This is a genomic window from Sphingomonas sp. DMC8, assembly GCF_056314185.1.
This window is the reverse complement of record NZ_JBQUYV010000001.1, coordinates 198,130-212,020: the sequence shown is the minus strand read 5'-3', so window position 1 is coordinate 212,020 and position 13,891 is coordinate 198,130. Positions and strand designations below refer to the sequence as shown.

17 protein-coding genes are annotated in these 13,891 nt (G+C 67.3%); 6 read left to right on the top strand and 11 right to left on the bottom strand.

Annotation, left to right across the window (positions count from 1 at the left end; genetic code table 11):
• Positions 1-76: 76 nt before the first annotated feature.
• Positions 77-2,404 carry a S8 family peptidase gene (locus ACT53K_RS01005; RefSeq protein WP_476226661.1) on the bottom strand — a complete coding sequence of 776 codons (2,328 nt, stop codon included), beginning with the start codon at positions 2,402-2,404 and terminating at the stop codon, positions 77-79.
• Between the two features lie 153 nt (positions 2,405-2,557).
• Here ACT53K_RS01005 and ACT53K_RS01000 point away from each other — a divergent pair, with 153 nt between their 5' ends.
• The 3 genes from ACT53K_RS01000 to trhO all read left to right on the top strand — a co-directional run bounded on the left by ACT53K_RS01000 (position 2,558) and on the right by trhO (position 5,276).
• A complete protein-coding gene (locus ACT53K_RS01000; RefSeq protein WP_476226660.1) occupies positions 2,558-3,220 on the top strand; it encodes a pyrimidine 5'-nucleotidase in 663 nt (220 codons plus the stop codon).
• A 1-nt stretch (position 3,221) separates the two neighbouring features.
• The gene (dapD, locus tag ACT53K_RS00995; RefSeq protein WP_476226659.1) at positions 3,222-4,043 is read left to right on the top strand and encodes a 2,3,4,5-tetrahydropyridine-2,6-dicarboxylate N-succinyltransferase; all 822 of its coding nucleotides are present in this window, start codon (positions 3,222-3,224) and stop codon (positions 4,041-4,043) included.
• A gap of 267 nt (positions 4,044-4,310) precedes the next feature.
• Positions 4,311-5,276 (top strand): oxygen-dependent tRNA uridine(34) hydroxylase TrhO, encoded by a 966-nt coding sequence (gene trhO / locus ACT53K_RS00990; RefSeq protein ID WP_476226658.1) that lies wholly within the window; start codon positions 4,311-4,313, stop codon positions 5,274-5,276.
• A gap of 6 nt (positions 5,277-5,282) precedes the next feature.
• On the opposite strand, the gene ACT53K_RS00985 is transcribed toward trhO, so the two are convergent.
• The 7 genes from ACT53K_RS00985 to ACT53K_RS00955 are packed head-to-tail and all read right to left on the bottom strand — an operon-like array spanning position 5,283 to position 9,153.
• On the bottom strand, positions 5,283-5,885 hold the full coding sequence (locus ACT53K_RS00985) for an SURF1 family protein (RefSeq protein WP_476226657.1): 603 nt from the start codon (positions 5,883-5,885) through the stop codon (positions 5,283-5,285).
• Complete coding sequence (locus tag ACT53K_RS00980; protein WP_476226656.1) at positions 5,885-6,286, bottom strand: DUF983 domain-containing protein; 402 nt, start codon at positions 6,284-6,286, stop codon at positions 5,885-5,887. The genes ACT53K_RS00985 and ACT53K_RS00980 overlap by 1 nt, the downstream gene beginning before the upstream one ends.
• Before the next feature lies 1 nt (position 6,287).
• A complete protein-coding gene (locus tag ACT53K_RS00975; protein WP_476226655.1) occupies positions 6,288-7,172 on the bottom strand; it encodes a cytochrome c oxidase subunit 3 in 885 nt (294 codons plus the stop codon).
• A 33-nt stretch (positions 7,173-7,205) separates the two neighbouring features.
• Positions 7,206-7,745 carry a cytochrome c oxidase assembly protein gene (locus tag ACT53K_RS00970; protein WP_476226654.1) on the bottom strand — a complete coding sequence of 180 codons (540 nt, stop codon included), beginning with the start codon at positions 7,743-7,745 and terminating at the stop codon, positions 7,206-7,208.
• On the bottom strand, positions 7,742-7,918 hold the full coding sequence (locus ACT53K_RS00965; protein ID WP_476226653.1) for a hypothetical protein: 177 nt from the start codon (positions 7,916-7,918) through the stop codon (positions 7,742-7,744). The genes ACT53K_RS00970 and ACT53K_RS00965 overlap by 4 nt, the downstream gene beginning before the upstream one ends.
• A complete protein-coding gene (locus tag ACT53K_RS00960) occupies positions 7,918-8,820 on the bottom strand; it encodes a heme o synthase (RefSeq protein WP_476226652.1) in 903 nt (300 codons plus the stop codon). Before ACT53K_RS00960 ends, ACT53K_RS00965 begins: the two co-directional genes overlap by 1 nt.
• Before the next feature lie 45 nt (positions 8,821-8,865).
• Positions 8,866-9,153 carry a hypothetical protein gene (locus tag ACT53K_RS00955; protein WP_476226651.1) on the bottom strand — a complete coding sequence of 96 codons (288 nt, stop codon included), beginning with the start codon at positions 9,151-9,153 and terminating at the stop codon, positions 8,866-8,868.
• Positions 9,154-9,472: 319 nt separating this feature from the next.
• On the opposite strand from ACT53K_RS00955, the gene thrC reads away from it, so the two are divergent.
• Together thrC and ACT53K_RS00945 are read left to right on the top strand one after the other, a co-directional pair.
• Entirely contained in the window at positions 9,473-10,864 is a 1,392-nt protein-coding gene (thrC, locus tag ACT53K_RS00950) for a threonine synthase (protein WP_476226650.1), read from the top strand.
• Complete coding sequence (locus ACT53K_RS00945) at positions 10,861-11,730, top strand: class I SAM-dependent methyltransferase (protein WP_476226649.1); 870 nt, start codon at positions 10,861-10,863, stop codon at positions 11,728-11,730. Before thrC ends, ACT53K_RS00945 begins: the two co-directional genes overlap by 4 nt.
• A 207-nt stretch (positions 11,731-11,937) precedes the next feature.
• On the opposite strand, the gene ACT53K_RS00940 is transcribed toward ACT53K_RS00945, so the two are convergent.
• Genes ACT53K_RS00940 through ACT53K_RS00930 form a run of 3 tightly spaced genes read right to left on the bottom strand, consistent with a single transcriptional unit; the run spans position 11,938 to position 13,549 of the window.
• Complete coding sequence (locus ACT53K_RS00940) at positions 11,938-12,582, bottom strand: heme exporter protein CcmB (protein WP_476226648.1); 645 nt, start codon at positions 12,580-12,582, stop codon at positions 11,938-11,940.
• A complete protein-coding gene (ccmA, locus tag ACT53K_RS00935; protein WP_476226647.1) occupies positions 12,579-13,148 on the bottom strand; it encodes a heme ABC exporter ATP-binding protein CcmA in 570 nt (189 codons plus the stop codon). The genes ACT53K_RS00940 and ccmA overlap by 4 nt, the downstream gene beginning before the upstream one ends.
• Complete coding sequence (locus ACT53K_RS00930) at positions 13,145-13,549, bottom strand: metallopeptidase family protein (protein ID WP_476226646.1); 405 nt, start codon at positions 13,547-13,549, stop codon at positions 13,145-13,147. The genes ccmA and ACT53K_RS00930 overlap by 4 nt, the downstream gene beginning before the upstream one ends.
• A 48-nt stretch (positions 13,550-13,597) precedes the next feature.
• Between ACT53K_RS00930 and ACT53K_RS00925 the strand changes: the two genes are divergently transcribed.
• Positions 13,598-13,891 carry a 4a-hydroxytetrahydrobiopterin dehydratase gene (locus ACT53K_RS00925; protein ID WP_476226645.1) on the top strand — a complete coding sequence of 98 codons (294 nt, stop codon included), beginning with the start codon at positions 13,598-13,600 and terminating at the stop codon, positions 13,889-13,891.

Here is a 13,891-nt window from a genome sequence, read left to right as displayed (position 1 = left end):
GAGATGGGGAGCCCCCGCCCGCTCCGCCAGTCCAGACCGGCTATTGCGGGCGACAGCATTTCTTTGTCCGCGCCGCTCAGAACCCCCAGCTCAGCCGCAAGGCGCCCCCCAGATCGTCGGGCATGGCGGCGAAATTGCCCGGCTGGCGGCGCAGGAACAGATTGCTGCTGACATCGCCGCCCAGGAACGGCCGGCGATAGCGCAGCTCGTAATCGATCTCGCGCCCCACCGGCGCCAGATTGATCCGCGACATCGCCCAGCCCGTCACGCTCTCGCTGGCATAGTCCCAGCCCTGCGGGAGTGCGAGGTCGAGCCCGCCGCCCGTAACCCGCAGCGGCTGGGCAATGCGGAAGCCGAAACTGTCATCGGCAGCGAATAGCCCGTCCTTGCCCAGATCGGCAGCGTAGCCGCGCGTGCGGATCAGGCCGCCGCCCTGCACATTGTCGCGGAGATGCGCATGGGTCCAGCCGCGCCGCATCGATCCGCCCAGGCTCCAGCCGCTGCCCAGAGTCCAGCGCGCGGCTAGGTCGAGGAACAGGCTGTCCGCGCGCGGCTCGCCCACGCCCGGGCTGAAGCGCGCGCCCAGCACGGTGTTGCGCTCGTCGAGCCGGGTGAGGCCAAGGCTGGTCATCAGCCCGCCGAAATGCCGGTCGAGCGCCAGCGTCATCCGGCTATAGCCAAAGCGCTGATAGATATAGCGCAGCGCCGGAATCGCGCCGTCGCGCTGGCTGAGCACATCACCATACTCGGTGGCCATGGTGATGCCCCACGGCCCCAGCGCCTGGCGCACCGCCGCCGATCCGCCGACCGCCACGTCGAACCCGGCATTGTTGCTGGGGTCCCGCGCGATCAGGAAGGCAGGATCGTCGCGCCCGGCGAGCTGCGCGGTCAGCACATTGCCGCTCTGCGACGCACCGAAGGCGAACTGGACGTTGCTGCCCAGCCGCCCGCTGACGGTAGTGGCGAGCATCCGCGCGACACCCGCATCATGGCTGGTGATGTTCAGCGGCCGAATTTGCACCGAATCCTGCGCCGGCACCAACGACACCGCAATATGCATCTGCCCCATGCCGACCGAGAAGCTGCGGTCGCGCGTCGCCATCAGCGTGCTGAGGTTCCGACTGACCTGCTGGTGGCTGAACGTGCCGTGCAGGTCGGTCTGGAAGGCTCGATTGAACGAATCGAGCACCACCGTACCCAGCGCGCCCTGCTGCGCATCGCCCATCGGCGTCGACAGCGTGCCGTTGACGCTGTCCGAAACCTTGCCGCCCGAACCCGCCAGCGACATGGTGCCGACCGGCTGGAAAGCGCGGGTCAGATCGAGCACGCCGTGCCCGTAGACCGCATCCACGCCCGGATCCCCCACGTCACGCGCAGTGGCATAGAGCAGGTCGACGATCTGCTTGGCGGTCAGGTTGGGAAAGGCCTGCGCCAGCAGCGCGACCGCCCCGGCGATTTGCGGCGCCGAAAAGGACGTGCCGGACCAGAGATAGGGCGTGCCATGCGCATCAGGCGCGCGAACGCTTTCGCCCACCGCGGCCAGATAGACATTGGCGCTGCTGCCGGCCTTGTCCGAGAAGCTGGAAATTTTGTCGTTGCTGTCCACCGAACCGGCGATGATCACCAGCCCGCGCGACACCGCACTGTTGGTCGCGGGCGAAGTGAATCCATCGGGATTTGCGGCACCATCATTGCCGGCGGCGATGACGATGATGACGCCGGCCGCAGTCGCCCGGTTGATCGCGTTGATCATCGTCTGCGAGGGCGGATCGCCGCCCAGCGAAATGTTGACGACCCGCGCGCCGGCGACGCGGGCGGCATCCAGCCCGGCGGCAATCGCGCTATCATTGAACTTGCAGGTGCTGGCGTCCTTGCCGTCGCAGGTGCCGGGCGTATCGGCGCGTTCGATCACCAGCTGCGCGTCGAACGCCACGCCTTGCGTGCCGGTGCCGTTGCGCCGCCCCGCCAGGGTGAAGGCGACGGCGGTGCCGTGGCCGCCGACATCGGCGATCGAGCTATTGCCCGCATTGTCGCTGGAACTGGCGAGAATGCGACAGGTGCCGGTGCCGATGCCGCCCGAACAATCGCCAAATTCCTGGCTCTGCAGGTCGATGCCCGAATCGATGACGCCCACCTTCACCGTCGCACCGGTGGCGCCGTTGTTATAGGCGACCAGCGCATTCATCGACACGGCGCCCACCGTGGCACGATATTCGGCGGTGTCGTAATTGACGGCCGGGGTCGGCGTAGGCGTGGGCGTCGGCACGGGCGTCGGCACGGGTGTCGGCGTCGGTGTCGGCGAAGGCGCCGGGCTGGGCGCGGGGGTGGTCGATACTCCGCCACCGCCTCCACCGCCGGAACATGCCCCCAATGCCAGCAGACCGCCAATCGCAACGGACTGCATCCAACACGCACACAACGCCACCCGCATGTCATTACCCCAATCAGGAGGCCCTTGATTACATTGGATTCTCTTATTTTTTGTTTACCAAGACCTGCCGCGAAAACCCTGCCCCGGCTTGCGGCGCGGCCCTCCAACCCGTAGAGCCGCGCCGCCATGCTCGCGCAGCTCTCCCATATCCGCAACTGGATTTTCGACCTCGACAACACGCTGTATCCGGCGGAGGCGAACCTGTTCGCGATGATCGACGCCCGGATCGGCGAGTATGTGCAGCAACTGCTCGGCTGCTCGGCGGAAGAGGCGCGCCGGGTGCAGAAGGGCTATTTCCACGCGCACGGCACCACGCTGTCCGGGCTGATCGCCGATCACGGCACCGACCCGCACCATTATCTCGACTATGTCCACGACGTCGACATGACCGTGCTGGCGCGCAACGAGGCGCTCATCGAGGCGCTGGCGCGGCTACCGGGGCGCAAGCTGGTCTTCACCAACGGCGATGCGCCCTATGCCGCCAAGGTGCTCGACCGGCTGGGCTTGGGCGAGACGTTCGAGGCGATCCACGACATCCACGCCACGGCCTATCGACCCAAGCCGGAGCCTTCCGCCTATCACGGGCTGTGCGAGGCCTATGCGCTGGACCCGTGCGAATCGCTGTTCGTCGAGGACATGGCGCGCAACCTGAAGCCGGCGAAGGCGATCGGCATGACGACCGTGTGGATCGACAATGGCTCCGAACAAACGCCGGACGCCGACCGCAGCTTCATCGACTATACCATCACCGACCTTGGAGCCTGGCTCCACAGCATCCTGGAGAGCTGACATGACCGATCTTGCCGCGACCATCGACGCCGCCTGGGAAGACCGCGCCAACCTGAACTTCGCCACCGAAGGCGCCGTGCGCGAAGCGGTCGCCGAGGCGCTGAACCTGCTCGATCGCGGTGCCGCGCGCGTCGCCGAGCCGACCGCGGAAGGCGGCTGGCAGGTCAACCAGTGGCTCAAGAAGGCGGTGCTGCTCAGCTTCCGCCTGAACGACAATGTCGTGATGCCAGGGCCGGAAGGCACCGCCTGGTTCGACAAGGTGCCGTCGAAATTCACCGGCTGGGGCGAGGCGGCGTTCCGCGAAGCCGGCTTCCGCGCGGTGCCGGGCAGCGTCGTGCGCCACGGCGCGCATATCGGCAAGGGCTGCGTGCTGATGCCGAGCTTCGTGAACATCGGCGCCTATGTCGGCGAGGGCACGATGGTGGACACCTGGGCGACGGTGGGCAGCTGCGCGCAGATCGGCAAGAACGTCCACCTGTCGGGCGGCGTCGGCATCGGCGGCGTGCTGGAGCCGCTGCAGGCTGATCCCGTCATCATCGGCGACGGCGCGTTCATCGGCGCCCGCGCGGAAGTGGCCGAAGGCGTGCGCGTCGGCGAGGGCGCGGTGCTGTCGATGGGCGTGTATCTGGGCGCCTCGACCAAGATCGTCGACCGCGCGACGGGCCAGGTCTATCGCGGCGAAGTGCCGCCCTATGCGGTGGTGGTGCCGGGCACCCTGCCCTCCGAAGGCGGCAAGCCGGGGCTGTACTGCGCGGTGATCGTCAAGACGGTCGACGCGCAGACGCGCAGCAAGACCGGGATCAACGAACTGCTGCGCGATTGAGGCGCGGCTTGCGCGGCTATCGCAATTGAGCCCGCGTCCCCCTCACCCTTCCCATCGCTGACGCGATGGGCCCCTTCCCTCTCCCACAAGGGGAGAGGGAGTTGTGCGCTCTTGCTCCCTCTCCCCTTGTGGGAGAGGGAGGGAGCCGCGAAGCGGCGGAAGGGTGAGGGGGACGGTCGCTTTCGGCGGCGGACCGTCGATAGAAGTGGCTTGCAAGTCGCAAACAGCGGCATCGCACCGCGCGGCGATTGCCGCTAAACCCCCGCGATGCACGAGTCTCTCGACCTTGCCGCGCTGCCCGTTGCAGTCGCGGCGCTCTACCAGTTCACGCCGTTCGACAATCCTGAAGCGCTGTGCGCGCCGCTGGCCAAATTATGCTGCGGCCGGGGTATCAAGGGCACGCTGCTCCTCGCGCGCGAAGGCATAAATGGCACCATCGCCGGCAGCGACGATTCCATTGCCGCCGTGGTCGCCCATATCCGCGCGCTGCCGGGCTGTGCGCAGCTCGATGTCAAATATTCGCGCGCACCGGCCATGCCGTTCCACCGCATGAAGGTGCGCCTGAAGCGCGAGATCGTCACCCTGGGCCAGCCCGACATCGACCCGCTGGGCAGCGTCGGCACCTATGTCGCGCCCGAGGACTGGAACGCGCTGATCGCCGATCCCGACACAATCGTGATCGACACGCGTAACAACTATGAAGTCGCCGCCGGCACGTTTCGCGGCGCGATCGATCCGCAGACGAAGAGCTTTCGCGACTTCCCCGAATGGTTCCGCGCGCATCGCGACGAACTGCTCGGCAAGGGGGAGGCGCCGCCCAAGGTGGCGATGTTCTGCACCGGCGGCATTCGCTGCGAGAAGTCGACCGCGTTCCTCAAGGCCGAGGGGATCGAGCAGGTGTTCCACCTGAAGGGCGGCATCCTGAACTATCTGGAGAAGGTGCCCGAGGCACAGAGCCTGTGGGACGGCGAATGCTTCGTGTTCGACCAGCGGGTGACGGTCGGACATGGGCTGGTGCCTGGCAGCTACGAGCTCTGCTTCGCATGCCGCCGGCCGGTCAGCGCCGAGGATCGCCGCTCGCCGCTCTACGAGGCAGGGGTGAGCTGCGCCGCCTGCCACCACGAGCGCAGCGACGCCGACCGCGAGCGTTATCGGGAGCGCCAGCGGCAGGAATGCTTCGCCGCGACGCGCGGCGAACCGCATGTCGGCAAGGTCTATCCTGTCGAGGAGTAATCGCGGCTAGCGCCGCCGCAGCGCCAGCAAATAGATGATCACCGCCACGCCGGCGAACAGGAACCACTGCACGGCATAAGCAAGGTGGTTGTTGGGCACACTCGAAAGGTCCGGCCGTGCGGTGGCTGCCAGTCCGGGCGCGGGCGACGCCGCGACCAGCATCAACGGTTTGGGGCTGGTGTCGAACAGCGCGACGATCAGCGGCCGGTGATCCGGCGCGTGGGTGATGGTGCCCGATACGCGACCGCCGGCCCAGGCGGGGCGGAACATCGGGTCGCGCGCCACGCCCATGTCGAAACGCAGCGGCGCGCCCGAGGGCGTGCGGCACAGCGCGATCTGGCGCCAGCCCTGCCCGCCCGCCGCGCTGCGCCCGCCCTGCCGCTCCCAGCCGGTAACGGCAGCGCAGGTCGCGCTTGCGCGGCGGAACAGCAGCGCCATGTCCGTCTCGCCCCCCGCCAGCGGAACGGGGGGAAGGTCGAGATTGGCGGCATAGCGGGCAAGCGCCGCTTCTTTCTCGGCACGGCGCTGCAACTGCCAGACGCCCAGCGCCACCATCGCAGCGACGGCGAGCGCGACGACCAGCGTGGGGATCAGCGGCAGCCGTCGCATCAGTCCTGGCGCAGCCGCCCTTCCTGCGCCTTGTTGCGATATTCGAGCGCTAGCAGCAGGCCCTTGGCCACCCGCAGCGTCAGCACGGTCAGCAGCGCGGTCAGCGGCACCCACAGCAGGATATGGACATACCAGGGCGGCTCGAAACTGAATTCCACCCACAGCGCCAGGATGGTGATGATCGTGCCGATGCCCAGCGTCAGGAACACCACCGGCCCGTCGCCGACGTTGAAGGCCCGGAAATCGAGCCCGCACGCGGAACAGCGATCGGCAAAGGCGGTGAAGCTGCGGAACAGCGTCTTGGCGCCGCAGCGGGGGCAAGAGCCATAGAGGCCGGAAGCAATCGGGGGAGGCAGCGCGGCGCTGCCTCCCCCGGGCGTGTTCGGATCGGGTTGGCTCACGTCAGCCGGCGTGTACCGGCGCGCCCCAGCCGCCCCAGACATAGATCGACGCAAACAGGAACAGCCACACCACGTCGACGAAGTGCCAGTACCAGGCAGCGGCCTCGAAGCCGAAATGCTGGCGGGGCGTGAAATCGCCGCGATAGGCGCGCACCAGGTTCACGATCAGGAAGATCGTGCCGACGATGACATGGAAGCCATGGAAGCCCGTCGCCATGAAGAAGGCGCCGCCATAGCTGGAGCCGCCCGGACCGGACGCCGCGAAGGGGAACGGCGCTTCCATATATTCATAGGCCTGGAAGCAGCTGAACGAGAGGCCGAGCACGATCGTCAGCCACAGCCCCTTCTTGACGCTGTCATTCTCGCCGACGCCGAGCACGCCCCACAGGCCCTTCATCTCGCCGCCGCGTTCATTGTGGATCAGGCCGTGGTGCGCCCAGGTGACGGTGCAGCCCGAGCAGAGCAGGATCAGCGTGTTGAGCAGCGGGAACTGCCAGGCGTTGAGCACTTCCATGCCCTTGGGCGGCCAGGTGCCGCCGACCGCCTCGACATGCGAAGGGAAGAGCGAGAAATCGAACCAGGCCCAGAACCAGCCGACGAAGAACATCACTTCGGAAGCGATGAACAGGATCATGCCGTAGCGCAGGTGGAGCTGCACGATCGGCGTGTGATCGCCGGCATGCGCCTCCTGAATCACCTTGCTCCACCAGCCGAACATGGTGAGCACCACCATGGCGAGGCCGGTGAAGAACACCAGATTGGCATTGGGCACCTTGTTCATCCACAGTGCCCCACCCGACGCCATGATCAGCGCGGCAGCCGAGCCGAACAGCGGCCAGATGCTGGGGGGCAGAATGTGGTACTGGTGGTTTCTCGCTCCAGCCATTCGCTCTTCCTATGCCTTGTGTTTGGTGAAACTCTAACCCGGTGTTTTCTCCGAATCCACAGGATAAAATGTATAGGAAAGCGTGATCTCTTCCACGTCGCGCGTATCCGGATCGTTGAGGATCTTCGGATCGACATAGAAGATCACCGGCATCCGTACCGTCTCACCGGGCTTCAGCGTCTGCTGTGTGAAGCAGAAGCACTGGATTTTGGTGAAATATTTACCGACCTGGGCGGGCGTGACGTTGAACGTCGCAGTGCCGGTGATGGTGCGGTTCGACTGGTTGGTAGCCGTGAAGAATGCCATGTCGCGCCCGCCGATGTCGATGGTGTCGGCGCGGCGTTCGGGCACGAATTTCCATGGCAGCTTGGGGCTGACATTGCTGTCGAACGCCACCGTGATCTTCTGCCCGGTCGCCCCCGGCGCGCGCAGCCCGCGCTGGGTAGTGCCATTGAGGCCCGTCGCCTGACAGAACATGCGGTAGAGCGGCACGGCGGCAAAACCCAGCCCGGTCATGCCGCACACGAGCAGCGCGGCAAGCAGGCCGACGCGCAGATTGCGGCCGATCTTCATCCGCCGTGTCCGATCTTCATCTTCACGATCGAAATCGCGAACACCAGCACCACGAATCCGCCGAGCAGCAGCGCCATCACCCGCGCGCGCGCCATTTGCCGCGCGCGAACCGCCTCTGCCTCGGCCTTGGGCGTGGCGGGGCGGCGAATCAGGTCATCCTCTCTGTCTGTCATTATATCCACCTGTCGATCACCAGCGCCCCGAATAGCACGAACAGATAGAGGATCGAGAATTTGAACAGCCGTTTTTCGGGGACCATCTTGTCATCCGGCTCGGTGCGGCGCGTCGCCACCTGCACCGCCATCGCCAGGAAGATGCCCGACATCACTGCCGCCGTCAGGCCATAGACCATGCCGGTCAGCCCCAGCGGCCAGGGCGCCGCCGCCGTCGCGATCATCGGCAGGGTATAGAGGCCAATCTGGATGCGCGTGCTGCGCTCGCCCGCCACCACCGGCAGCATCGGCACGCCGGCATTGGCATAATCGGTCTGGACGAACAGCGCGAGCGCCCAGAAATGCGGCGGCGTCCACAGGAAGATCAGCAGGAACAGCAGGATCGGCAGCGGTGCGACGCTGCCCGTCGCCGCCGCCCAGCCGATCAGCGGCGGAAAGGCCCCCGCCGCGCCGCCGATCACGATATTCTGCGGCGTCCGGCGCTTCAGCCAGATCGTATAGACGAAGACATAGAAGAGGATCGACGCTGCAAGGATCAGCGTCGCGGTCAGGTTGATCGCGAAATACATCAGCGCCAGGCTGAACCCGGCCAGCCCGACGCCGAAATGCAGCGCCGATTCGCGGTCCATCCGCCCATCGGGCAGCGGCCGGCCGCGTGTCCGCTTCATCTTTGCGTCGAGATCAGCCTCATACCATTGGTTGAGCGCGCCCGCCGCACCGGCGCCGAGCGCGATGCACAGGATAGCCGTGAAGCCCAGCACGGGGTGGATCGGCACCGGCGCGGCGAGCATGCCGCACAGGCCGGTGAAGACAACGAGCGTCATCACGCGCGGCTTGGTCAGCGCAAGGAAATCGCGCCAATCGGCGGGAAGGGCGGGATTGGCGTTGGCGGCAGACGTCATCGGCGGAGCTATACGGCGCCGCGCCGGTCCGCGAAAGATGGCGTGTCAGCCAAGCCGCCGGGCATTGGCCCGCACCTTGCGCCGATAATGGCGAAGCGCCTTCCCCGCCTGGCCATGCGGTCTGCTGCCCAGCCGGCCGGTAGCCGCCGCGAGCTGCAATTCCCACGCCGCCTGCATCTTTTCCGCCACCATCCGCTGTGCCTCGGCCGTAGCGGCAGGGCCACCGGCCGCAAGCTTCGCCATGCGCAAGCCGATCACGGTGGAGGCTTCCACCCCCAGCATCCAGGTGTCGAGGCCGATCTTCATCCAGTCGGCGGCATTGGGATTGCGCATCGTCGGTCTCCGATGGGGAATGTCGCGGAGCAGAACGCGCCGGCGGCAGATATGGCGGCGCAGGAAAAATGTTTTCCGCCCCTCCCTGGAAGGGAGGGGTTCAGGGGTGGGTGCGCGCGTCTGCGCGCTCAAAAGACCTCATCTCCCATCGCCCAGCGCCCCGCCGCCTGCCGGCGGCGGACCCACCCCCTGCCCCTCCCTGCTTCGCAAGGAGGGGAGCGCAAATTACGAGCGAAGTGATTTCCACCCCAGCCGCACCAGCCCCGCCCCCAAGCACAGCTATCTTGTCGCGCCGCGCCCGCATCGCTAACCCCCGCCCATGCAATATCAGAGCACCCGCGGCGCAGCGCCGCTGCTTGGCTTTCGCGACGTGACCATGGCTGGCCTTGCCAGCGATGGCGGTCTGTACGTGCCGACTGCCTGGCCGAGCTTTTCCGCAGAGGCGATCGCGGCGATGCGCGGCCTGTCCTATGTCGAAACCGCCGTCCGCGTGATGCTGCCCTTTGTCGAGGGCGATCTTTCCGAAGACGAACTGCGGGCACTGTGCACCCAGGCTTACGGCCGATTCTCGCACGCCGCAGTCACCCCGCTGGTGCAACTGGACGCGCAGCACTGGCTGCTCGAGCTGTTCCACGGCCCCACCCTCGCCTTCAAGGACGTGGCGCTGCAACTGCTCGGCCTGCTCTTCGAGAAGTTCCTGAGCGGGACCAACCAGCACATCACTATCGTCGGCGCGACCAGCGGCGATACCGGCAGCGCGGCGATCGACGCGGTCGCCGGGCGTATGGGCGTCGATATCTTCATGCTTCACCCGCAGGGCCGCGTGTCCGACGTGCAGCGCCGCCAGATGACGACGGTGCTGGCGCCGAACGTCCACAACATCGCGATCGAAGGCAGCTTCGACGATGCCCAGGCGCTGGTGAAGGCGATGTTCAACGACGCCGGTTTCTCCGGCCGGTTCCAGTTGAGCGCGGTCAATTCGATCAACTGGGCGCGGCTGATGGCGCAGGTGGTCTATTATTTCTACGCCGCCGTCCGGCTGGGCGCGCCCGAGCGGCCGGTCGCCTTTTCGGTGCCGACGGGCAATTTCGGCGACGTGTTCGCCGGCTATGTCGCCGCGCGGATGGGCCTGCCGGTGGCGAAGCTGGTCGTTGCCACCAACGTCAACGACATCCTCCACCGCGCGCTTTCCGCAGGCGACTATTCGGCAGGTACCGTCACCCCCACCGCCGCGCCGTCGATGGACATTCAGGTCAGCTCGAATTTCGAGCGGCTGCTGTTCGACCTGGCCGGCGCGCCGGTTGCCGAGCAGATGCGCGGCTTTGAGGCGACCAAGGCGATGCGGCTCACCAACGCCCAGCAGCAAGGTGCCGCCGCACTGTTCGCCAGCGACAGCATCGACGCCGCAACGATGAACGAGGCGCTGCGCTGGGCGCATGCCGAAACTGCACAGCTGATCGACCCGCACACGGCGATCGGCCTGGCCGCGGCGCGCCGCGCGGGGCTTGCTCCCGATGTGCCGGTGGTGACGCTGGCGACCGCGCACCCCGCCAAGTTCCGCGAGGCCGTGGAACGCGCCACCGGATCGCGCCCGCATGTGCCCAGCCGGCTGGGCGACCTGTTCGAGCGGCAGGAGCGCTATGACGTGTTGCCGGCCGAGTTTGGCGCAATCACCGGCTATATCGCCGAGCGCGCCCGCGCCCGGGCATGAAGCTCGTCACCCTCACCGGCGAGCCCTGGGGCGACTATGGCCTGATCGATTCGGGCCATGGCCGCAAGCTGGAGCGGTACGGCGCCTATCGCTTCATCCGGCCCGAGCCGCAGGCGATGTGGGCGCCCGCGTCAGCCGACTGGGATGCGCATGCCGAATTCGTGCCGGGCTCCGATGAGGATGGCGGCGGCCGCTGGGAGTATCTGAAGCCTACCCCGCGCGAAGGCTGGCCGCTTTCGTGGCGCGAGGTGCGCTTCACCGCGCAGACCACGCCGTTCCGCCATCTGGGCTTCTTCCCCGACATGGCACCGGTGTGGGACTGGATGCGCGACCGGATCGCGGGGATTGGCAGCCCTGAGTGCATGAACCTGTTCGGCTATACTGGCGTCGGCTCGCTGGCGCTGGCGGCGGCGGGCGCGAAGGTCACGCATGTCGATGCCTCCAAGAAATCGGTGATGGAGGGCAAGGCCAACGCCCAGCTATCCGGCATGGCCGACAAGCCGATCCGCTGGATGATCGACGACGCGATGAAATTCACCGCGCGCGAGGTGCGGCGCGGGCGGCGCTATGACGGAATCATCCTCGATCCGCCGAAATGGGGCCGCGGCCCCAATGGCGAGGTGTGGAAGCTGGAAGAAGGGCTGCCCGGGCTGATTACCGATGTCGCGAAGCTGCTCGACGCGGATTCGCGCTTCCTGTTCCTGACGGTGTACGCGGTGCGCATGTCGGCGCTGGCGATCGGCGAGCTGGTGCGCCAGGCGATGGCCGACAAGGGCGGCACGGTCGAAGCCGGGGAACTGACCGTGCGCGAGGAAGCGCGCGGGCTGGAACTGCCGACGGCAATCTTCGCGCGCTGGAGCCGGTAACGCAGCTACGGCTCGGGGGCTGACGACCCAATCCCTGGTCCAGGATTCCCCTCCCTGCAAGGGAGGGGTTAGGGGTGGGTCCGGCAGCGGGCGGGGCTCGATGCCCCGGCTGATGCCTTTGCTGTGAGCGGGGTGGCTCGGGCTCCGCCCTCGCACCCACCCCCAGCCCCTCCCTTGCAGGGAGGGGAGTCCCATGCCTGTGCCGACTCAGCTGCGCCCGATCCGCATCGCCATGCCGGCGACCCAGGGACAACCTGCGACCAGCAACAGGCTGATCGCGGCGAGGAGCTTGAACGCCCCCGGCTGATCCCCGGTCGCGCCCGCGCCGAAAATCAGCAGCGGCACGGCAAAGGGCAGCATCACCAGCCCGGCGAGCGCCCCGGCCCCGCGCAGCCCGGCGACAAGCCCCGCCGTCACGATGCCGAGCGCGGCAAGGCCCGGCGTGCCGATCGCCAGCCCCAGCAGAATCGTCGCCAGCGCCTCTATCGGTACCTGCAGCAAGGCGCCCGCAACCAATGTCGCGGCGAGGAGGGCAGGCGCGAAACCCAGCCAGTGGCCGGTCATCTTTGCGGCAGCAACCAGCGTGTCAGACAGTCCGCGCGCCACGAACTGGTCGAGCACGCCGCTGTCGGCATCCGGCGCAATCAACCGTTCCACCGGCAGCAGCGCCGCCAGCAGCGCCGCCGCCCAGATCACCCCGCCGCCGATCCGCCCCAGCAGCTTTGCGTCGGGGCCGACCGCAAAGGGAAACAGAATCGCCACCAGCAGGAAGAAGGCGACCGGCATCACCAGCCCGCCGCTGCTCCAGGCACGGCGCAGTTCGCGCCAGACGATCGCGATAAAGGCGTTCATAGCTGCACCGCCTGCGCGCCGGGCAGCGCGATGGGCAAATGGGTGGCGACAAGCACGATGCCGCCGGCCGCGCGATGGTCCGCAATCAGCCCTTCGAGGACCCCGACCGATGCCACGTCGAGCCCGTTGGCGGGCTCGTCGAGCAACCAGACCGGCGCGCCGCTTGCCAGCACCCGCGCCAGCGCAGCGCGTCGGCGCTGGCCGGTGGACAGGAAGCGTACCGGCACCTGCGCGAGATGGCTGAGCCCGACTGCGGCAAGCGCTGCGACAACATCCCCGCCTTGCCCGTCGATCCGCGCCCAGAAACCCAGGGCTGCGGCAACCCCCAGCTCAGGATCGAGCGCAGCCGCCTCGCCCAGCAGCGCCCGCGCGCCCTCGCCCCGTACCTGGCCTGCAGCGGGCGGCAGCAGCCCGGCGGCGATGCGGATCAGGCTGGACTTGCCCGCGCCGTTGGGGCCCACCACCTGCGCCGCCTCGCCCGGCGCCAGCGCGAAGCTGATGCCTTCGAACAGCAACCGGCCGCCGCGCATGCAGGCGACGTCGTCAAAGGCGAGACCGGCGCTCAATCGATCGAATCTTCAAGCGCGTGCATGTCCTCGTCGGACAGGCCGAAATGATGGCCGACCTCATGCACCACGACATGGTTGACCAGTGCGGAAAGCGTCACGCCGGTCTCGACCCATTCGTCGAGGATCGCACGACGATAGAGGTGGATGCGGTCAGGCATCGCCCCCGATTCGAACGCGGATTTCTCGCCGAGCGGACGGCCATGATACAGGCCGGTCAACTGGAAGGGATCCTCGATGCCCAGCGCATCCAGCGTCTCGTCATCGGCGAACTCCTCGACGATCAGCACGACATCGGCCAGGTGCCGCTGGAACGGCTCCGGAATCCGGGCGAGCGCAGCGCGCGCCAGCGCTTCGATCGTTGCCGCGTCGGGCGGCGTGGTTGGAGCTTGCCCCTGCATCGCCAAACCCATAGGCGGAGCAGGGAAGAGGGAGCAAGGAGGCTGATCATGGTAGGGCGTCTGACCGATGGGCTGCGCAACGAATCGCTGGCAGCGCTGCCGGACTGGACCTTCGTGCCCGATCGCGATGCGATCACGCGCCGCTTCACCTTTGCCGATTTCAATCAGGCGTTCGGCTTCATGGCGCGCGTGGCGTTGCTCGCGGAAAAGGCGGACCACCATCCCGAATGGTCGAACGTGTGGAACCGCGTCGACATCCTGCTGACCACGCACGACGCCAACGGGCTGTCGATGCGCGACATCCAGCTTGCCCACGCGATCGACGCGCTGGTCGCGGGCTGA